At 37.2% G+C, this 20,696-nt stretch carries 15 protein-coding genes and 1 pseudogene; 7 read left to right on the top strand and 9 right to left on the bottom strand.

Annotated elements, in window-relative coordinates; genetic code table 11:
* Positions 1-121: 121 nt before the first annotated feature.
* A pseudogene (locus M3226_RS32685) lies at positions 122-830 on the bottom strand (alkaline phosphatase).
* Positions 831-1,422: 592 nt separating this feature from the next.
* Here M3226_RS32685 and M3226_RS03225 point away from each other — a divergent pair.
* Positions 1,423-2,409 (top strand): metal-dependent hydrolase, encoded by a 987-nt coding sequence (locus tag M3226_RS03225; protein WP_251562542.1) that lies wholly within the window; start codon positions 1,423-1,425, stop codon positions 2,407-2,409.
* 261 nt (positions 2,410-2,670) lie between these two features.
* Here M3226_RS03225 and M3226_RS03220 read toward each other — a convergent pair whose 3' ends face one another.
* Complete coding sequence (locus M3226_RS03220; protein WP_251562540.1) at positions 2,671-4,071, bottom strand: MFS transporter; 1,401 nt, start codon at positions 4,069-4,071, stop codon at positions 2,671-2,673.
* A 132-nt stretch (positions 4,072-4,203) separates the two neighbouring features.
* On the opposite strand from M3226_RS03220, the gene M3226_RS03215 reads away from it, so the two are divergent.
* Positions 4,204-5,343: an MGDG synthase family glycosyltransferase gene (locus tag M3226_RS03215; protein ID WP_251562538.1), complete on the top strand. Its 1,140-nt coding sequence runs from the start codon at positions 4,204-4,206 to the stop codon at positions 5,341-5,343.
* A gap of 113 nt (positions 5,344-5,456) precedes the next feature.
* On the opposite strand, the gene M3226_RS03210 is transcribed toward M3226_RS03215, so the two are convergent.
* Both M3226_RS03210 and M3226_RS03205 read right to left on the bottom strand, forming a co-directional pair.
* The gene (locus M3226_RS03210) at positions 5,457-6,287 is read right to left on the bottom strand and encodes an alpha/beta fold hydrolase (RefSeq protein ID WP_251562536.1); all 831 of its coding nucleotides are present in this window, start codon (positions 6,285-6,287) and stop codon (positions 5,457-5,459) included.
* A 276-nt stretch (positions 6,288-6,563) separates the two neighbouring features.
* Positions 6,564-8,141 carry a bifunctional metallophosphatase/5'-nucleotidase gene (locus M3226_RS03205; protein ID WP_251562534.1) on the bottom strand — a complete coding sequence of 526 codons (1,578 nt, stop codon included), beginning with the start codon at positions 8,139-8,141 and terminating at the stop codon, positions 6,564-6,566.
* Between the two features lie 651 nt (positions 8,142-8,792).
* Between M3226_RS03205 and M3226_RS03200 the strand changes: the two genes are divergently transcribed.
* Positions 8,793-10,274 (top strand): S8 family serine peptidase, encoded by a 1,482-nt coding sequence (locus M3226_RS03200; RefSeq protein WP_251562532.1) that lies wholly within the window; start codon positions 8,793-8,795, stop codon positions 10,272-10,274.
* Between the two features lie 147 nt (positions 10,275-10,421).
* On the opposite strand, the gene M3226_RS03195 is transcribed toward M3226_RS03200, so the two are convergent.
* Positions 10,422-10,580, bottom strand: coding sequence for a hypothetical protein (locus M3226_RS03195; protein ID WP_251562529.1), 159 nt, complete (start codon positions 10,578-10,580; stop codon positions 10,422-10,424).
* 335 nt (positions 10,581-10,915) lie between these two features.
* Between M3226_RS03195 and M3226_RS03190 the strand changes: the two genes are divergently transcribed.
* Positions 10,916-11,686, top strand: a complete 771-nt coding sequence (locus M3226_RS03190) for an IclR family transcriptional regulator (RefSeq protein ID WP_251562527.1) — start codon at positions 10,916-10,918, stop codon at positions 11,684-11,686.
* 202 nt (positions 11,687-11,888) lie between these two features.
* On the top strand, positions 11,889-12,350 hold the full coding sequence (gene ndk / locus M3226_RS03185) for a nucleoside-diphosphate kinase (RefSeq protein WP_144562309.1): 462 nt from the start codon (positions 11,889-11,891) through the stop codon (positions 12,348-12,350).
* A gap of 51 nt (positions 12,351-12,401) precedes the next feature.
* Here ndk and M3226_RS03180 read toward each other — a convergent pair whose 3' ends face one another.
* Both M3226_RS03180 and M3226_RS03175 read right to left on the bottom strand, forming a co-directional pair.
* Positions 12,402-13,346 (bottom strand): alpha/beta hydrolase, encoded by a 945-nt coding sequence (locus M3226_RS03180; RefSeq protein ID WP_251562525.1) that lies wholly within the window; start codon positions 13,344-13,346, stop codon positions 12,402-12,404.
* A gap of 58 nt (positions 13,347-13,404) precedes the next feature.
* Positions 13,405-15,051, bottom strand: a complete 1,647-nt coding sequence (locus tag M3226_RS03175; RefSeq protein ID WP_251562523.1) for a flavin-containing monooxygenase — start codon at positions 15,049-15,051, stop codon at positions 13,405-13,407.
* 282 nt (positions 15,052-15,333) lie between these two features.
* Between M3226_RS03175 and M3226_RS32480 the strand changes: the two genes are divergently transcribed.
* On the top strand, positions 15,334-16,029 hold the full coding sequence (locus M3226_RS32480; RefSeq protein ID WP_251562521.1) for a response regulator transcription factor: 696 nt from the start codon (positions 15,334-15,336) through the stop codon (positions 16,027-16,029).
* Between the two features lie 127 nt (positions 16,030-16,156).
* Positions 16,157-16,606, top strand: coding sequence for a hypothetical protein (locus tag M3226_RS03165; protein WP_251562519.1), 450 nt, complete (start codon positions 16,157-16,159; stop codon positions 16,604-16,606).
* Between the two features lie 333 nt (positions 16,607-16,939).
* Here the strand turns inward: M3226_RS03165 and M3226_RS03160 are convergent, their stop codons facing one another.
* Positions 16,940-18,409: an NCS1 family nucleobase:cation symporter-1 gene (locus M3226_RS03160; RefSeq protein ID WP_251562517.1), complete on the bottom strand. Its 1,470-nt coding sequence runs from the start codon at positions 18,407-18,409 to the stop codon at positions 16,940-16,942.
* A 319-nt stretch (positions 18,410-18,728) separates the two neighbouring features.
* Positions 18,729-20,654, bottom strand: a complete 1,926-nt coding sequence (locus M3226_RS03155) for an FUSC family protein (protein WP_251562515.1) — start codon at positions 20,652-20,654, stop codon at positions 18,729-18,731.
* Positions 20,655-20,696: the final 42 nt, after the last annotated feature.

The raw sequence follows: 20,696 nt of genomic DNA, 5'->3' as shown, positions 1-20,696 counted from the left end.
AAGTGCATGTGTGTTTTAAGGTCGCTAGATCTTTCGTTTCATGTAAACGTGTGGCAATCACGAAAGGGTTGAAGTAATGGATCTAATCACACTTGGATTCCATTTATAGTTACCATTACAATCAATGCTCATCCCTCCAATAGAAATGATCAGCTGTTGCAATTACAATCGTATCTTCTCGATTTAAGACAAACTGAATCGCCTCTTTAAATGCTGCTTCAAAGTCTTTAATCTCACTCATTGCCCCTACGATATCATTATCATGCCCCGCCCAATCAATTTGACTTCCATCTACTAGAAGAAAAAAACCATTTGGGTTTTGCTGTAAACGTTGAATAGCACCCGTCGTCATCTGCGAAAGAGATGGAACAGTAGGATCACGATCAATCTGTTTTGGAAGTTCTAATGGTGCAATTAATCCTAACACCTGCTGGGTTTTATTTGTAACAAACTCTTGTAAATTAGTCACAAAGCCAAACTGATTTCTAATAAACTCATCTACTAAATTTCGGTCTTTTCGGAGGAAAAAAGAGGTTCCTCCCCCCAAGCATCACGTGAATTTTCTGTTTCCCTTCTATTCGCTCATCTAAGTAATCATCGGCAATTTGGTCATATTGCTCTCTCGAGTCAAGATGGGCGGCAAACACAGCCTGGGTTGCATGATTGACCTGACTTTTTCCTTTTCCTACTAAACCAGTAGATTTGCCTCGAAATTTAGCGTACTCTAAAACGGTTGGAACAGTTTCTCTATTAATGTTTAACCCGAGGGCGCCGTTATAAGTTTTATAACCCGTCGATAAAGCCGTACCCGCTGCGGCGAAATCGGTAATATTACATTGTGCATCTAATCAACTAGGTAGATTGGGATCCAACAAAGTATCTGTCAAATATAGTGGGTCTCATTAACCCCTTTTGGGAAACATGATTGTAATAACGAAGACCAGTGGTATAAGAAAAACTCATCCCATCGCCAATAAGGAAAATCCATTTTTTACTTTCTTAGTTCCATTAAAATTTAGAATAGGTATGAATGGATTCAGTAGATAGTCGTTTTGCTGAACGGTGGAATTTATCAAATCCTAACAACACCTTTCTCTTTTAAAGATCCAGCCTTAATTTTTATGGAACATTTCCTTTTTATTGAAAGAACACCTTTACTCATGACAAATCTTTTATAACATAAAAAGGCTGGGATAATGAGGTAATGCAATTGTTTTACAAAAAATAAAAAATTCCGTATTAAATATACAGAATCTTTACCATTTTTTAACGATATCTCAAGAAGAAATCGACTAATTATCTAATAATATAAAGGGACTCAGTGTTTGGAGGGAGTGAGTTATCGAGAAATCGAGGATTCAGAATAAGGCCTAATTTCTTTGAAAATTTAAAAAATCAAGATTAAGGCTAAGGAGTGAAAGAGTGGATACCTTTTCTCACGTTGTTATCGGCTTTGGCGTAGGTGCACTAGCTCAGCTTGATCCCGCCGTCTCAGCTAATGAAACCTTATCACAAGCAGTCATTTTAGGTACTGCCATTGGTTCTAATGCACCAGATTTTGATTTTTTTTATCGTTTGAAGGGAAAGGGAAATTATTTACGGAATCACAGGGGCCTGTCACATTCACTTCCTGCGCTTCCTTTATGGGGGATTCTTGTTTCTGGAATGCTGTATCCATTCTTCACTAGCACATCGTTTTTCCATCTATTTTTATGGACATTTTTAGCCGTCATCCTTCATGTGTTTTTAGATCTATTCAATGTACACGGAACACAAATATTTCGGCCTTACTCTCGAAAATGGATTACATTTGATTCCGTTCCTTTATTAGATCCTTACATTCTGCTCCTCCATTTTCTTGGATTCGGTTTAATCTTATTCTATCAAACAGGGATTACCTTTCTTTTCATTTATATATTCCTATTTTTCTACCTTGGGATCCGCACTATATCTTCCATATTAACGAAAAGACACCTACGGAGTTATTTTATTAATGCAATAAGAATCAAACTAATCCCCCGTATAAGGTTGTTTAAATGGGATATTTTGATTGAGACTGAAGAAGATTTCCTATTTGGCATCTTTTCACGAAAAGGTTTAACTATTGAACATTCCCTTCCCAAAAAGATCAACTTTCCGATTTTGGTCTTAAATAGTCGAAATGACCAGAGAATTTCAGACTTTCTTGCCGGTACTAATTTTGCGTATCCATTTGTTGATGTCAGAAAAAACGGTTATTTGGTTTATTGGAAGGATCTTCGTTTTCGCACAAAAAGATTTTTCCCTGCACTTGCCATTCAGTTTATTTCATCTGATTTCAAGAAAAAGAATAGCTATATTGGCAGGGTTAATTCTTTAAAGCAATATAAGAAAGTTGTAAGGAATTTAACCAATAGCTCTTCTTCTTAAAACTTAAAGACGATGGCCACAATTTGTGGTCATCGCCTTTTATAATGGACCACAGGCTCTGGTGGCAGGACAATAAATTTAGTAAAAAAATATCATACGAAATCTACACATACTTTTTACAAAATATTAATAATGAATCAACCTATTCCTAATATAATTTAGAGTAATTTACTATATTTGGAGGGATAAATTAAAAATTCAATTCTACCCTGTCTCAAATGGCGTTTTCAACATTTGGCAACAATAAGTAACCTTAATTACTTACACTTTTCCTGCTCTTTCCTTTAACGTTTTTAAAACAAATTGTATATCAAGAACATTATTTTTGGACATTTTCATATAACATAAGGCTGATGGTATTAGAAAGATTTGCAGTATAGATAAAGTATAGATATAACTATAAAGTTCATTGAATCTAGTGGATAAAATGCCAAGCAATATACCAACACCTGCGTTCCCGACTGTTCTTCCCAAACTATTGAAAAGGTTAGCGATACTAAAGGCAATTCCTCTTTGTTCAGGAAGATTTACATCGGTTAAGAGTGCCATCCAATTAGGAGTATTGGCTGATTGGGCAGCAGACGCAAGAAAAGATAAAACAAACATAAGTGTAATCCAAGGATTAATGAAAATTTGCCTTAAAATGCTAACTAAAATAATGATTTCATTATTATTTTCATTTGGTAACGATAGGTTAGACATTGGCACAAAAAATAATAACGCGATATAACAGGGCATGGTAATAAAAACAAAGAATGCGGTTAAATATGCTCGTCCTCTAAAGGTTTTCCTTTGGAATTTATCTCCCAGATGTCCGAAATAGAATGATGCTATGCCTCCAATCTGGAAAATGGCATAGAGATAGCCTGAGACAATCACAGCTGTTCCCATACTGTAGCCTTGCTGCATTATTTTAAATGTATATAAGGTCGGGATCCAAATCAGGCTCCCTGTTGCAATATTCATTAAGAATGTCTGCAAAAACAAATATACATTGCTTCCTTTTAAGATAAGAAATTTTATATGTTTGGTTTCCAACTTATAGTTATAATGAGTATTTCTTATCAATTCTTTCGGCTTTGATACTAATTGACCTTTGAATGGCTCTTGAATAAAAAGAAAACAAATGATGACAAACAATCCAAGAGAACCTACTATTTCAAATGGCCATCTCCAGCTATTGTTTGCAATAGTTAAAGAAGCCAAAATAGATCCAGCTATTCCACCCAAACCTTGGGCCATACCCCAAAAACTTAAAATTAAACCGCGTTTTTGATAGGGAATAAAATCAGTTAAAATACTGAAACCAATGGATGCTATACAGCCTAAGCCAAATCCGGTTACTACTTGAAATAACATAATTTGAAAATAACTGCTGCTGAATGAAGTAAAGAATATCGATACGGACCAAATCAAAGTTCCTATAATCATCATCCTCTTTAGTGGATACTTCCGTGATAGGTATCCCCAATAAATAGAGGAAAGGGAAGTAACCAAAATATTGGCAGCTGAAACAAAACCCAAACTTGCTATATCTACATTTAAATCCTTTGCTATGTATTGAATAAGCGGCGGAAACAAACCAATTACAATATGTTCAAAGGCAGCAAGTATGATTATTACAGCAATTGTAAAATTGATTCTCCATTTTGAGCTCTTCATAGTTTATAATGCCCCTTTGAAATGTTTTATTTTTATCTACAATATTATCTAAGTTTGCTATTTCTTATATCGATTTTTTTAAATCTTAATATGAAAATTACAATTTTAATATTCTTAAAAAGGGCTGATATTATGAAAAAGACATTATTGATTATTTCTTCCGACCATACAGGGCATGGACATAAAAGTATAACAGAATCACTTTGTGAGATAGTCAAATCTCATAATGAAGTAAAAATACATGTAGTAGATGGATTTATGCTTGGCAAACAGTTACTGTTAAAAATAGGAAAATCATATGGCCCGATAACAAGAAATTCAGAAAATCTATGGAAGATGATTTGGAAACTCTCAGCTTTGAAACCTTCTTTAGTGGACAATTTTATTGAAACACTTATAAAGGATAATTTTCTAAAACTACTGGCCGATATTAAACCAGATATAATTCTATCCGTTCATCCTAATTTTAATGGTTCAATTTTGAACATTTTAGAAAAGCAAAATATAACGATCCCTTTCATTACTCTAATTGCCGATCTTGTAAACATTTATCCCCTTTGGGCTGATAAAAGGGCAAATTACATTATTAGCCCAACTTTCGAAGCTCAAAGTAAGTGTATTGAATTTGGGATTCCTGTTGAGAAAATAAAGGTTTCAGGATTTCCAGTTCGATCCCGATTTTTTCTGAAGAACTTTAATCAACGAAAATTCTCTAAAGAGGAACAATCGTTAAATTGCTTGATCATGAGCGGTGGTGAAGGTGTAGGAAATATGAAGAAAATAGCAGAAAACCTGCTTGATCATTTTGATTGTACAGTTAAACTTGTAGCCGGGAAAAATGAAAAACTTAAAACAAAGCTGGAAAGATCCCTAAAGTCCCAATATGGTAATAGAGTAGAAATTTATGGTTTCACCCAAAATATCCAAGATTTAATGCTAACTTCTGATATTGCTTTTACTAGGGGGAGTCCTAATGTCATGTTTGAAGCAATAGCTTCCAATACACCGCTAATCATTACCGGTGCATTGCCAGGTCAGGAAGAGGATAATCCAGCATTTGCTGAAAATTTTGGTTTGGGAGTGGTATGTAAAAACCCGAAGGAAATTAAGCAGACAATAACCAACTTACTTGAGAATGATGGAGAAAAACTAAATAAAATTATTAACTGTCAAAGGAATTTTATAAATGCAAATGCAGCTGAAGACATTCTACAATTTATTCTGAAAGTTGGAGAGCCTTATTATGAAGAAGCACAATTTAACCTTTCTTAAATTCCATTATTTTTTTAATAACAATAAGCTGACTCGAAAAAGTCGTTGATTAACAACCTTTTTGAGTCAGCTTTTCTTATCTCCCTTACTCCTAATAAACGATGCAAAATTCGCTACAATTGATAATTTGTATGTATCAATATATTCTTAAAAACAAGCTCTGGTCTTTCCTCCGTAATTAAATGTCCTGTTTTTTCATAGGTAATTAACTTGGCATCGGGTAAATCCTGAACTAATTGTTTACCAACTTCCACTGGAACCACTCGATCTTCCTTTCCCCAAATTAATAATGTTGGGACTTGTATATCCTGAAGTTGCTTTGGTAATAAATCTCCCTCACGATGACGAATTAGTCGAATTAAAGCTTTATAAAATCCTTTTTCAGCTAGTGGTCTACCGAATTCACGAACCAATTCATCATTGATCAATGATTGATTAAAAAAAACATTCCCCAGGTGATATTTAACGTCTTTTCTTCCAATATAATATTGAATGACTTTTTCAAAGAACGGTAAATATGAACTAATTATGAGAAGTTTTTTTGAACGCTTTAAATATCCTGAACTACTTAATAAAATTAGTTTGTTAATTTTCTCAGGTGCGATTCGCGCCATATTTAGAGCAATTTGACCGCCCATTGAATGAGCAACAATATGAGTGTTAGCAAATCCAAACTTGTGAATACATTCAATCATTAACTTCGCATAGTTTTCAAAACTATAAACAAACGAAGTGGACTTCTCACTTTTCCCAAAACCGGGAAGGTCAACCGCGATTATTGAAAACTTCTTTTGTAATAAAGGTATAATACGACGAAATGTATAAGTAGAAGATGCAAAGCCGTGGATTAGAAGAATTGGTGGTTTATCATTCAATAAGTATTCACAGTACAAGTTGATATGATCTACTTTAATGAATGTTTGATTCAAACTATTAACACACAATGTGTTCCACTCCTCAAGTATTTATCATATAGTGTTTATTATTTATCAATTAGAACATGAGGATGCAGATTAAAAGTTCTCAATTACAATAATTATAGAAGTTTCTCGTCTCATCATTGGAAAGACAAGTCCATAAGAAGCAATGCCGGGCACCATTCGGGGTGACTTTGCATTTTCAAAAGAATAAAATGTTATCCATGGTTCATCAATTGCTTCATTAGCTTCTGCACATAAAAAAATCCACCTTCCTTTAGGAAAGTGGTAATCTTTCTCCATTCATTTCAGGGGATACTTTTGTTCGATATAGTGTAAAAAGGCAGTCACAACTTGTGGACCGGTTTCTACAATTCTACCTTTTTCGAATGCAGAGAAGTTATCACCACCCGAAGCTAAATAATTGCTAACGGCTACCTCATATTCCCTGTCAGGTTGAAGGTTTTGACCCTTACTGTCCTTCAGCATGATAATTCGGCTGCCAATTGGAGCATTAGGGTCCCACCTATACGTTAAACCAACAGTTTGTAACATATTATTCACCTGATCTTTTCTCCACTGTTGCTCTAAAGCTAGTTTAATTTGGTCCCCTGTTAAGATTAATTTAGTGATACTATGGCCAAATGGCATTTGTGTATATAGTTCTTCTAAAGTAATATTTCCTCGCTGTAAGCTTCCCCGCATTTCTCCTTGATGGACAAAGGCAATTTCTGTCCCCATGGCTTTCCGCTCAGAATCTGCAATCAATTTCGCGAATGGAGATTCACCATTTACATCTTGCCTCCGGCTGATTTCTTCAGGAATGAATCCAACAATTTGATTAAACTGATTACCCATTTTTTCCTTAAGCTTTTTTAAAAAAGTAACCGTATTTTTATCTGGTTCTATCTGATGATGTGAAGTCACAATAATCTTTGCTTTTTTCCAAACAATATCATTGGTATTACGATCTACTTCAATGTTTACTAGAGAAAAGGCTTCCCCGTAAGAATAGGCTTGAACAATCAGTTTATCATCTACCACGGTATTGGCAAAGTGATGGCTATGGCCGGCAAAAATAACATCGACCTCATCATCGATTTTTGGGGCCATCCCCACTAAAGCTTCTTGGGGATTAGTTCCTGACTGATTCGATTTTGCTGAAATATGTGCCAGTACAACAATCGCTTTAATCCCTTTTTCCTTTAATTGCTTAACTGTTCGATTAATTGCTGATACTTCATCCGTTATTTCTACTTCTTTTCGATTTTCATGGGATACATACATGTTGGTTTCGGTTGTGACCACACCAATAAAGCAAATTTTGATTCCGTCAATTTCCTTGATGACATATGGTGGTAACAAGGGTGCACCGGTCTTTTTTTCGATGATATTTGCAGAAATGTAAGTGGTATTGGCGCCTTTAAAGTAACCTGTTCTTTCATGGGATCCTCCAAAAATGAGACGTTTCATTTCAGCTACGCCTTCGTCCAATTCATGATTACCAGGTGTACCGACATCAATGTGAAGAAGATTTAAAAACTGAATTGTGGGTTCGTCTTGAAATTGAGAAGAAATCGGTGGGCTTCCTCCTACCATATCACCAGCATGAACAAGTAGGGTATTTGGGTTTTCCAGTTTATATTTTTTTAAATAGGCAGCCAAGTATTCAGCCCCTCCTGCCATGGACCCTGAAACCCTTCGATACTTGTTTAGTTGACCGTGAAAATCATTAATACCTAACAATTGTACTCGAACGTAGTGGTTGGATGTGGATTGCGTCACTGAGGATTGATTTTGTGAAGATACCGTGAATATACAGATACCAAAAGTAATACAGACTAAGATGACCAAAGAAGACATGATCTGAAATTTTAGCAACTTCCGATCCCTCCCTCATGATGTACTTTAAGGATAACTCTGGAATTTTATATCTGTTTGAATTGCATGTAAAGTTTTTGTTACAATTTTTTGTTAGGGCAAATCGTTAATTTTCAATACTAATTTTTCATTCTTATTATAACTGTCATACACTTACGGTAATTTCATTTAGGATTTTTTATTTCAGAAGCCCACGTTCGATAAACAAACCATAAAAGGGATGATAAATGACTCCGGCGTTTACCTGAGCCATCTACATTACACTATGGTATTTTTTTACATTTTAATATGGTTTCAACTTTAGAATAGAATCCAACTACCTCACCGCCTAGTAAAACTTCGGTACTACCTGATGCATTGGAAAAAACCTCCAGAACCTATAACTATAAAAAATACTTATTGGCATCCAAAAAATTAATTTTTTCGACAAGCTTCTGTCCAGTTCATGAGGAAATTCATTTAAAAAGAGTTTTAATTTAATTCTAGTGTTACTAATTTCATATCAATATAGAACTTTTACTAGTGAATTTAGCACAATAGTCGAATGTCTCTAATAAAATTGTCGTTCTTTATCGAGAAGTTCCTATATCCAATAAGTGGCTGTAGGACTAAAATAGAACTGTTAGATTAATTATTTAGGAGGTCTTTCTATTGAAAAAGAGAAAAAAAGGAATGGCGATAGCCGCAAGCAGTATCTTAGCACTCTCTCTCTCATCTTTTAATCTGCACACTTCTGCAACTTCACCATCTAAAAACTACCTCATCGCTTACAACCAGTCATCAATACCTAAAACCTATCAGACAGATATTAAAAATGCCGGAGGAGAAGTGGTAAATGCCATTCCGGAAATCGGCGGATTAGAAGTCCGCTCATCGAATCCTAATTTTGTAAACAATTTAAAATCAAATTCTAGTATTATTGCGGCTAACGTAGAAATGTACTATAAGCAGGACGACGAGCAACCGGCAGAAGCTGACGGTAAGCCTGTAACACTTCAACCTGATCAAGATGGTACATATTGGCGCTCACAATGGGATATTCGTCATTTAACCAATGACGGAAAATCCTTTAAAATTGAGTCAGGCGGTACAGAAGCAAATGGTAAGGTTACTCATAAGGCTGTAGTCGGTGTTATCGACACAGGTATCGATGCCAATCATCCTGACCTTAAAGCCAACTATGTTGGCGGTCAAAGTTTCGTCCCGGCAGGAGGTTATGCTGGAAATGACAAGACTGAAACCGGCAGCCCCCAGGATGTACTGGATCGTGAAGGTCATGGTACACACGTAGCTGGTTCCATTGCGGGTAATGGAAAAATAAAAGGTGTGGGCCCAGATCTAGGAATCATGGCTTACCGTATTTTTGACAGTTCTGGAAGCGCCCCAACTACACCAATTGTTCAAGCAATGATTCAAGCAGCTAAAGATAAAGTGGACGTTGTGAATATGTCCATTGGCGGCTATGACAATTTAAAATATGAATACAATGGGAATAACTATAGTGACATTGCAGATGTTCTCCTTTGGAAACGGGCGGTAAAATATGCAGTGAATAATAATGTAACCATTGTCGCTTCTGCCGGTAATGAGTCGTTAAACTATGCAGATAAAAAATCACTAACTGATTATTTGAATGCCAATTATGGTGATACCAACCTTGTTTTTAAAGGCGTCACCATTGAAACACCAGGTGGAGTTCCAGGCGTCATTACAGTATCCTCCTCAAATCAATGGTCGAAAGATCAATTGGCATTCTATTCAAACTATGGAAATAGCTTTATTACGGTAGCAGCTCCTGGCGGGGACAACGGTCCTAAATATGCTTCAACGGGGAATTTAGATGATCGTGACTTTACTTACCGTGCATTGTCAACATGGCCCACTTATTTAGAGCCTTATTTCACTACCATTGATCCGGAGCATTCTGGATATGCCTACCTTCATGGGACCTCCATGGCTTCGCCGAAGGTTGCCGGAATTGCTGGAGTCATCAAAGCAGCACACCCAGACCTGAAGCCAGCTCAGGTAGAGGCCCTTATTGAGAAAACCTCCTTAGATTATGGCAAACCAGGTCATGATCAATACTATGGTGCCGGTGAAGCAAATGCTTATTCGGCTTTAACAGGTAAATAGCATATAGTAAGGCCCATCTCTGTTAAATAGATGGGCCTTTATATCTTGTCAAAGGTTCATTTCAAAAGTAGAAAGGTACTTCTTGATCTCATATGTAAACTCGATTGAGTGCCAACAGTTTATAATTCTTTGCGTAGTTTGCTTTCATTAATGCATCCCAGTTACATCTAATGTAGTATTTGTTACTTGCTTTTTTTCAATTGTGGAAGCGTTTATTTTCTCTTTAATTTGAACTTTATTTATCATTTGTACATGCGAGCTGCCCTTTTTTCCTATTCCGATTACACCAATTTTAACCACACTCATCTATTTCCCTCATTTTTTGAATTTTGCTGAAAAACTATATAAATCTAGGAAATAATACCTTCATTCTTATTCGAATTTTGCAAATAATAGGTTTAATTTATAACTGCATAGAGGTACACTAGTATCATATTGTGGTTACACTCATTATAATGAATGTTTAAATTACATGTCAATAACGTTCTATTCATCTTTCCTCACATAAAGCTAGTAGAACGAGCATAGGTTCAACGTGGGATTTACCAATCACTGTATTTCACAGCTCTTGCTCCTAATCGGTTAAAACAATTCAAACATCCGTTATAATAAATAAGGTATATAGGGAGGAATACATACTTATGCAAATCGATAAAAAAGATCAAACTAAAACATCTAATGTTCAAGTAATCTCTCGTGCGGCTAAAATACTGAGGACTCTTAGAGCTTATCCAAAAGGATTAAGCTTATCGCAAATTGCTAAAGAAGTGGGCATGGCCAGATCCACCGTCCAAAGAATTGTTACTACACTTGAACAGGAGAGATTTATTGCAGCGGCTTCTGTTAATGGAGGTTACCGTCTTGGACCAGAGATTGCCATGCTTGCAGGCGCTGTCCATAGTGATTTAAGAGAAGAAGTCCGGCCATTTTTATTAAGCTTATCACATCAAATCAATGAAACGGTTGACTTATCCGTATTGGAAAATAGTAAGGTACTGTTTGTGGATCAGATTATCGCTCCGCATCCATTGCAGGCTACCTCACAACCGGGGGCATCTTTTCCATTGCATTGTACAGCAAACGGAAAAGCGATACTCGCTTCCTTACCTTTAGCTGAGGTAGAGAAACTGTTACCTGAGCATATGCAACAGTATACGGAGCATACCATAACGACTCGGGATGAACTGTTAAGGGAGTTGGAACAGGTTCGTAAAAAGGGAGTTAGTTTTGCAAGGGAGGAACACATTCCTGGAATTTGTGCCGTTGGCGCAGCTGTTGTTGATCAAATGGGAAATATAAGTGCGATCTCCATTCCACTTCCATCCACCCGATTCTATGGGCATGAAGAAAGGCTGGCAGAAGCACTCATTCATACTTGTCACAAAATCAACGAGCACTTTGAAATGAAATAACGAAGAATGAACCAAGTTGTGAGGCTGTTTAAACAGACCGTTTGAAATGTGTTGTTATTTCGTTAAAGGATGAATGGTTTGAATTCTGAGATTTTTTCCCATAATGGATGATGTGAAGAATTCACCTTTAAAAAGCGATCGGCTAATTTTTTTACTGGTCTGGTGGTTCTCATCAAATATCTATTTTTCAAGAGGTGATCGTATGAGTTTACAGCGCACGTTTATAATGGTAAAGCCAGATGGGGTGAAACGAGGGTTAATCGGAGAAATCCTCAAACGCTTTGAACAAAAAGGTTTTACCTTATTGAATGCAGAGCTAATGACAATGGACCGCACTAAAGCTGAGTATCATTATATGGAGCATCAGGAAAAGCCGTTTTTCGGTGAATTAGTTGATTTCATTACCTCAGGTCCTGTTTTTGCCATGGTCTGGGAAGGAGAAAATATAATAGAAGTTTCTCGTCTCATGATTGGAAAGACAAGCCCATCGGAAGCTATGCCAGGCACCATTCGTGGTGACTTTGCATTTTCAAAAGAAGAAAATGTTATCCATGGCTCTGATTCTCTTCTTAGCGCGGAACGTGAAATTGAAAATTTCTTTGGGCTCCTGAAGAAACGGATCTCAAGAGATGATTTTCCTTTCGAAGATCGAAAATCTGTATAATGACAGAAAGGACACTTCCATTCTCGGAAGTGTCCTTTTCTTTCTACAACATTATTTTGAGGCTACACTGCCTTGAAAAGCCTGCTTTAATGCTGATGCTGCCTGCTCTATTGCTTTCTTTCCTTGTCCGAGTGCACCCGGCATCCAGAAATAACCGTGAATCATTCCGTCATATCGTGTTGCCTCTACTTGGACCCCAGCTTCTCTTAACCGTTCTGCATAAGCTTCTCCTTCGTCACGGAGTGGATCAAACTCCCCTGTTAAAACCAATGCTGGAGGAAGTCCGCTAAGATCATTCGCTTGCAGCGGAGAAGCATAAGGATTTTTGCCATCCTCTTCACTTCTTAAATAATGATTCCAGAACCAGACCATGCTATCTTTGGTTAGTAAATAACCATCAGCGTTTTCAGTATAGGACTCCGTTGCATAGGAATGGTTGGTAACAGGATAGATCAGCATTTGGTAGGCCAATCGAATTTCTTTCTTGTCTCTTGCCATTTGTGCCACGACAGCGGCTAGGTTTCCGCCCGCACTGTCCCCGCCGACAGCAATTCGATTAGGATCGACCTGAATAGAGGCAGAATTTTCAACCACCCACTTGGCTGCCGCATAGGAATCATCCGCTGCTGCCGGAAATTTATGCTCCGGAGCCAATCGATAGTCTACTGAAACTACCACACAGTTTGCTCTATTTGCCAGCATTCGGCAAGGCACTTCTACTGTATCCAAATTACCGATGACCCAGCCGCCGCCATGGTAATAAACCAATGCAGGAAAAGGGCCATCTCCCTCTGGTGTATAAATACGAACCGGTATCTCTCCTTCAGGACCAGGTATCGTCTTGTTCTCTACCTTCCCTACTTCTTCAGGCTCACCAGCCAAAGCACTAAAATCAGTCGTCAGCCTCGCCTCTTCAGGTGTTAATGTATTCATTGCGGGAGCTCCCATCGCTTCCATTTGTTCCAATAAGAATTTTGCTTGCGGATCTAGTGCCATAATAAGTTTCCCCCTTAAGAATTTTTAAAGATTGATGTTGGATGAATGCTCAAGTTTATTACTTAACAACACTTTCTTCTGAAGCTTTCAATGTGAAACCATCATAGCCTTTTTCAGCAACTTCATCACAAATCTGACGATAAGGTCCAACTCCACCAAGATAAATTTGGAATCCGCGTGCCTTCCCTTCTATATTTGCACCCATATACCATGATTCTGTCTTCACATAAAGAGTTGGTTCGGCAACCTCTCTGCAATGCTTGGTCCAGGCATTTTCAGCTTCCACATTCACCTCGATGACTTCTTTATTGTTATCACGCATATAGTTGATGCAATCAGATACCCATTCGACATGTTGTTCAATCGATACCATCATATTACTAAGTACAGAAGGACTCTCAGGTCCCGTAAGCATGAACATGTTAGGGAAACCGGCAGTTCCGATTCCGAGGTATGTCCTTGTTTCTGCTCCGCCTGCCCATTTTTCCTTTAATGACACTCCATCTCTACCACGGATATCTATTTTAAACAATGGACCTGTCATGGCATCAAAGCCCGTTGCAAACACTATCATGTCAAGTTCATATTCAGCATCTGCTGTCCGCACACCAGAAGGTGTAATTTCCTCAATTTGTGCTTTTTTTACATCAACAAGGGTTACATTTTCTCGGTTATACGTTTCGAAGTAGTCAGTATCAATGATCGGGCGTTTGGTACCATAATAAAAGTTCGGAAGTAACTTCTCTGCTACCTCTTGATCTTTTACAACTTCCCGTATTTTAGAGCGGATAAATTCTGCAACGGTTTCATTTGCCTCAGGTGTTAAACTTAAATCATTATAAGAATAAGAAATCGTAAGAAGTCCACCTTTTTCCCAAGCAGCTTCATAGGTCCGGCGCCGTTCTTCCGGAGTATCGTCAAACGCTGAGCGGTCACGAGGCACTGCCGGTATCCCTGTAAGAGACGAGCGCATTTGGGTTCGAATTTCACTATAATTTTCTCGAACTTGTTTAATATATTCCGGGTCGTTTGGTTGATTTCTAGCTGGAGTACTATATTGAGGAGTGCGCTGAAAAACAGTTAGGTGTTCTGCTTCTTTGGCAATGACAGGTATGGACTGAATGCCGCTGGATCCCGTTCCGATAACTCCTACCCGTTTCCCTTTAAATTCTACTTTTTCATGTGGCCAGCGTCCGGTATGATACCATTCACCCTTAAAGCTCTCCAGCCCTTTAAATTTCGGTACATTGGAAGCTGATAAGCAACCAACCGCTGTAATAAAGTAACGAGCTGATACCGTCTGACCGTTATTCAAGTGAACTTCCCATCTATTCTTCTCTTCATCAAAGTGCGCAGAATCTACACGTGTCTTGAATTGAATATCCCGGCGCAAATCGAACTTATCAGCAACATAATTAATGTAGCTTAAGATTTCCGGCTGCTCAGCATATTTAGAAGACCACGTCCATTCCTTGAGGAGTTCATCAGAGAAAGTGTAATTATAATAGATGCTTTCTACATCGCAGCGGGCACCTGGATAGCGATTCCAATACCATGTACCACCAACATTGTCGCCAGTTTCAAATATACGGGTTGAAAAACCTGCTTCACGCATGCGGTGAAGCAGATACAATCCCGAAAATCCAGCCCCAACGATCACTGCATCCAGTTCAATGAGAGAATTCGATTTTTGAGTTAATGCCATTTTTCTCTACCTCCTCATTTTCTTATCCTTTAATGATTACATCTAAGTATAGGTAATTCAGCACATGTCTGCTCATTATTCCTGAGTTAAAATACTTATTAAATGTAAACGGTTCCAATTGTTAAAATACATAAGAAAATTAATAGCACTCCTCCTCTTATATAAAATTTAAAAATCTTCCAGAAATGCTCTAAGAAAGTCTATCTAAAGTTTAGTATATTTCGTATAATTTGAATATTCCTAATTTTCTATGTATTAAATCCCTATAATGAAGGTGATAATGTGACATTAAATTCTACCATTTTAGATAATATTCAAGATTTAGAAGAGGCTCACACACATGAAGATAAACTTTATAAAATACTCGAAATCTATATGAACCTCTTTCCTGTTAAAAACTCTTTTTTATTTAGATACTCCCATTTTGGCTTTCTTGGAGAAGGTATTATCTCGATTAATCTTAATGGGCTCGTTCACATCCGGGATATAAGGGATGATATTCGCTCTTTGCCCGTTATATACGCGGCCCTTTATGAAAGGAAGGCAAAGTATTGTAGTGGAATTGAATACCTTCGACAGGTGAACAGTAAATACATAACCTCATCAAATGTAAACTCCTTCTTAGTTGTCCCCATCTGTTTTAGCTCAGTAGCAATCGGATATATTTGCACCAACGAGTTTGAAAATAACGCAACCATTAACGATCAATTACTCACTTCTTTTACCCAATATGGCCGTCAGGTTGGCAAAATTATGGAAAAAACAAACGGACCGGTTGCTGCCAATTTATTAAGCAGAAGAGAACTTGAAGTGATGAAAAGGGTTTCCTGGGGGGAGAGTACAAAGGAAATGGCCGATACTATGTCCCTTAGTGAAGTTACCATCAATCAGTATGTAAAATCAGCTATTAAGAAATTGGGTGTACAAAATAGGGTACAGGCGGTTGCAGAACTGTTCCGGCAGGGAATTATTTCCTAATCTCCCTTGCCCCTATATCTTTATAGCCCAAGTGCTTTATCATTTAAAACAAATTCCATACAACAGAACTTCTTTGAACCATGTATAGAGGAAACAGTATTTGTAAAGCCTTCTAGTAATGATTTCGATGGAGGGAAAAACGGGAAAAACTATGTTTTCATTACGTGGAGATGCTCATAAAATCTATCTAAAACTAAAAAGAGCTTCAAAAAACAAAAAACCTTTCAAATCAATAAAAGAACTTATAGAAGTAGAAGATATTCAAAAATTTTATATTTCTATTGAAAGCGAAACACTAAAAAAAATTTATTATTGTATGATAAAAGAAAAAAATGGTTCTGGAATCATTCCAATTCTAATATCTTCAGCACCATGGCTCTTCTTCTTATTTTCAAAACAATTACAAGAATTCCTTTTCAAAGAAGGTAGTTTTCTTTGGGTCATCTTTGTTTTTGCTTACATAACTATTCTTACTTTAAGTGTGATTCTTCATTTTCATGAAAAATCTTGGGCTTCCGTCCATATTGAAATTATTCAAGAAATATTACATGAACGAAAACAAAAGTTCTCCGAATAATGTATCGGACATAATATCCAATATCCCAAAAAAGAACGACTAAAAATTTAATATCGGTCTATCATCTTCAGATTAAAAACCTGCTATTAACTTTTTTATGTTCTTGAGTTAATAGCAGGTTTTACACGCATTAAATAGGATAAATAATACACAGAGTAACCAACAAAGGCCCGTCTCTAACAGAACGGCGTTTGTTTCGCACATTTAGAAATTTTCCTGAGTTAATCCAAGAGTATACGGGCTGACTCTTATTAGAAATTTTGGCGACCTGGCACGTAAAGTTAAAAATATCACGGACAATTGCTACACTAATAGAAAGTGATGAAAGGCAATTTAAATGGTAGTCTCTACATTTTCAAGCTTCGATTCAGACACTTTATCCGATTTCATTAACAAAATATAGGAAATGAATCCAAAACCAATCCCTAAGAACCAAGAATAGGTGTACAACTCTTTAAATGCTGGGATAATTAATCCAATAAATGATGCTATCAGCCCTATAACTAGGGCAATTAGTGCCTTAACATTCCATCCATTTGTATACTTATATAGTCCGTCTTTTTTATAAAAACTAGCTAAATCATATTTCCTGCGTGCAACTAAGAAATAATCAGCAATCATAATTCCACCGACCGGTCCAAGTGCTCCACCGATTGCCCCTAGAACATTAAAAATGGTTCCTGAGTTGTTATACCATAGCCAGGGTGCAAAAAATAACGCAACCACTATCGAAATGAGTCCGGCTTTTACAAAGTTAAGTTTTTGCGGAAATAAGTTTACTAGGTCATAGGCAGGTGAAACAACGTTTGCTGCCACATTTACAGACAAGGTAGCAATGAGCAGTGCAAAAGCTCCCAGGAATAAAACAAACGGGTTTCCGAATTGCTGAAGTAATTCGACTGGATCCCAAATAGGTCTACCGAAAGCAATGATGGTGCCCGAAGTTGTAATAATACTCATAATAGCAAAAATAATCGCTGTTCCTGGTAATCCAATTGCCTGGCCGATAACTTGATCTTTTTGACTTCGTGCAAACCTAGTAAAATCCGGTATATTCAGAATTAATGTAGCCCACGTTCCAATCAGTCCGGTAATCGAAATTCCAAATGCACTCCAAAATGCTCCACCCGTTAATTTTGCTGGTTCATCAAAAAGTGGCCCTAATCCATTCGATACTGTTATTGCCCAAATAACAAGAGCTAACCCTAAAACAATAACGAGAGGGCCTGCCCAAAGCTCAAAAAACTTAACTCGTTCCATGCCATGTGAAATCACCCATGCATGCAATATCCAAAAAAGAGCAACTGCAAGGGCATCATTTAGCCCCATACCTAAAATATGGATGGACGATAAACTATTCCAGCCTGGTATTAATGTCCCTAGAACAGCGCCTACTGCTTTGCTTCCTAAATAGGCTTGAACGGCAAACCAGAATATCGCTACAAATGCCCTTATAATGATCGGAAGCTGTGCCCCTTTATATCCAAAAGAAGCACGAATCAGAACCGGGAAAGGGATCCCGTATTTAGCACCCGCTGCACTATTTAGCCACATCGCTATAATAAGAATAATATTGGCGGTTATCACTGTCGCTAAAGCCTGCCAAACACTCATTCCTAACCCAAGCAAACTTCCTGCTGTTTCATATGCGACAATATTATGGACCATCCCCATCCACACTGTCGTATAGTTCAGCCAATTCCAATTCCTCTTTTCCTTATTAAGAGGGGCAAGGTCCTCATTATATAAAGAGGGGTCTTTTACTTTTAAAGGATCTTGATCTTCCATTGATAACGTTCGCATGGTATTCACTCCTTTTTTTTTGACGCGCCATAGAAAGGTGGATTGGATTCTTAAATAGTTTTAACTGAATGTTCTGAATTATATTTACATAATATAGCCCCTTCCCTACTGACTTATGGTTTTAAACGTACCAACTTATTGTTTAACATGATTGTATTTTACTGAAAGAATGGCTAGTTGTAACAAAATTGGTAAGAAAAGCTAACAGAAAATAAATTGAAAAATGTAACCTCTGGATCATATCAATTATGTAACACAAAACAAAGGCCCATATGAATAGATGGGCCTTTGTTCATGCAATATCTTCCGTCCTACAAAATTATTTCGGACTGTTTTGGAGTGTCTTTTGTAAGTTAATAAGCTCTGTTTGAATAGTTGGGAAGGATTCTATTTCGGGAACTTTTCGAATAGATGGGGACCTTTGCAAATCCGCTGCGATTGCGGTTGTTTCACAAACATAAAGTAATTGGGAAAGTGTATCTTCAGAAAGCAACGGACGGCTATTTGTTTTAGCACAATTTTCCAGTAAATATCCTAGCTGTTCAATCGAAAAAACTACAGTCCAGTAATAATCTAATGCTTTTCGATCAGCTGGAATCTCACCTAATGCTGTGTTATACAAAGTTTTTAAATTATTGATATTCGTTTTCATCTTTTTTAACTCTCTGCTCTCTCTCGCATTAAATCCCTTTCCTTGATCGGAAAATAAAATAAGTAAAAATTGGGCCTGACTACGAATGGTTTTCGCAACTAAATGAGGAAGACGCCTCGACGCAGATCTTCTTCCCACTAACCATACACCCATAAGTCCAATGATACTACCAATCAAAACATCCAAAATTCTAGCAGAAGCAAAATAAGTAAAATCAAAATCCCCCAAACTCGTGCTTTCAGCCATGAGTAAAGCATTTGGTGTAAAAAACAATGCGGCTAACCCATAATTTTTTACAATAAACAGTTCTGTAATAAACGTTAATAATAATACAAACAAAGCAATAATATAGCCGTCAGGATGCAGGGAAAGAATGATGCTGGCAATCAAGATACCCAGCAATGTACCAATACCTCTTTGAATGGCACGATGAAAGGTGGCGACAATGGAGAATCCTGACATAACAGCTACACAGGATAACGGGACCCAGTAAGACCGTACAAATCCAAACTGGAAAGCGATAATGGCCGCAATAATCGTTATGATACCAAACCGAAAAGCAGCAATAAAAATGATAGAATTCTTATCAAATGCACCCCCAAGGACCGTCTTAATGGAGGGCTTAGAGATTTCAACCACTTTATTTATTTTGGAAGTTGGTTCGTTCATGATAGCATCTGTATCATAAATTAATTTAAACAAGTAAGCAATACGATCCTCCATCTCATCTGGTTGCAAGATTTCCCCTGCAACGATTTTTATCTTACTCTTCCCGTCTAACGATAGAGCCGTTTTTCGGAGAGATTGCCCTAATTCTGGTGGTAATTTGGTATCATGTTCTGAAAAATTTTCAAGTATGTAAGTAAAAATAGAATGGGCAGAAGTATTTAAAACATATAATCGTTTAATAAGGTCTGTTTGTCTCCAGGAGATATAACCTGATGCAAGTGTTTCATCCGCTTCGTTTAAGACTGACATCACACGATGTCTTGACTCATTAAAACGCTCTGTTCCAACTGAATCGATAAAGGCAGATAGTTCGATTAAAGCCCTTCTCATAACACCAGTTTCTGGACCATGCGGATGAAAGAAATAACCAACCATCGCTATGATCCAAGACAGACTCCCGCCAAGGAAAACAAGGCCTGCTCGTAAAGGAGCAGATCCTGGATCAACAGGCATACCAGTTGTCATTGCAAAAACGAGTACAAGAAAGATTGCCGAAGGACCTGCAATTCTTAAAGCTCCAAAAATAAATATGGCAACAGCTCCAATTACTCCCATTAAAATAGCAATTGCAAGTGGATATGGAGCAACAAGTGTACCTAGTGCAGTAAGTAATGATAAAGCAAGTACAATAATAAAAATCTTTTTAGCCCTTTGAGCATAGGGTATATTAAAAACGTAAAGATAGGTAAAACCACCCATTCCAGCTATCAACCCATATTCTAAATGATCTAATAATAATCCAATTATAATTGGCAATGAGGCTGCTACCCCTGCGGAAAAAGCCTTTAACCAAGGAAAAGGCTTTTTATTAACAGACAAAGCCTGTTTTATCATGGATGGGGATTTAGAGGATCTTTCTGGCATGCTTTTCACTTCTTTCTAAATAACTAATACAAAATAAGATTT

It is taken from the genome of Neobacillus cucumis (genome assembly GCF_023715505.1).
This window is presented reverse-complemented; position numbering and strand designations above follow the sequence as displayed.

What these genes read in the sequence shown, in the direction of transcription:
- M3226_RS03220 (WP_251562540.1), bottom strand. Translation starts at nt 4,071, where the DNA reads ATGAAGAGCTCAAAATGGAGAATCAATTTTACAATTGCTGTAATAATC.
- M3226_RS03215 (WP_251562538.1), top strand. Translation starts at nt 4,204, where the DNA reads ATGAAAAAGACATTATTGATTATTTCTTCCGACCATACAGGGCATGGA.
- M3226_RS03195 (WP_251562529.1), bottom strand. Translation starts at nt 10,580, where the DNA reads ATGAGTGTGGTTAAAATTGGTGTAATCGGAATAGGAAAAAAGGGCAGC.
- M3226_RS03190 (WP_251562527.1), top strand. Translation starts at nt 10,916, where the DNA reads ATGCAAATCGATAAAAAAGATCAAACTAAAACATCTAATGTTCAAGTA.
- ndk (WP_144562309.1), top strand. Translation starts at nt 11,889, where the DNA reads ATGAGTTTACAGCGCACGTTTATAATGGTAAAGCCAGATGGGGTGAAA.
- M3226_RS03180 (WP_251562525.1), bottom strand. Translation starts at nt 13,346, where the DNA reads ATGGCACTAGATCCGCAAGCAAAATTCTTATTGGAACAAATGGAAGCG.
- M3226_RS03175 (WP_251562523.1), bottom strand. Translation starts at nt 15,051, where the DNA reads ATGGCATTAACTCAAAAATCGAATTCTCTCATTGAACTGGATGCAGTG.
- M3226_RS03165 (WP_251562519.1), top strand. Translation starts at nt 16,157, where the DNA reads ATGGAGGGAAAAACGGGAAAAACTATGTTTTCATTACGTGGAGATGCT.
- M3226_RS03160 (WP_251562517.1), bottom strand. Translation starts at nt 18,409, where the DNA reads ATGCGAACGTTATCAATGGAAGATCAAGATCCTTTAAAAGTAAAAGAC.
- M3226_RS03155 (WP_251562515.1), bottom strand. Translation starts at nt 20,654, where the DNA reads ATGCCAGAAAGATCCTCTAAATCCCCATCCATGATAAAACAGGCTTTG.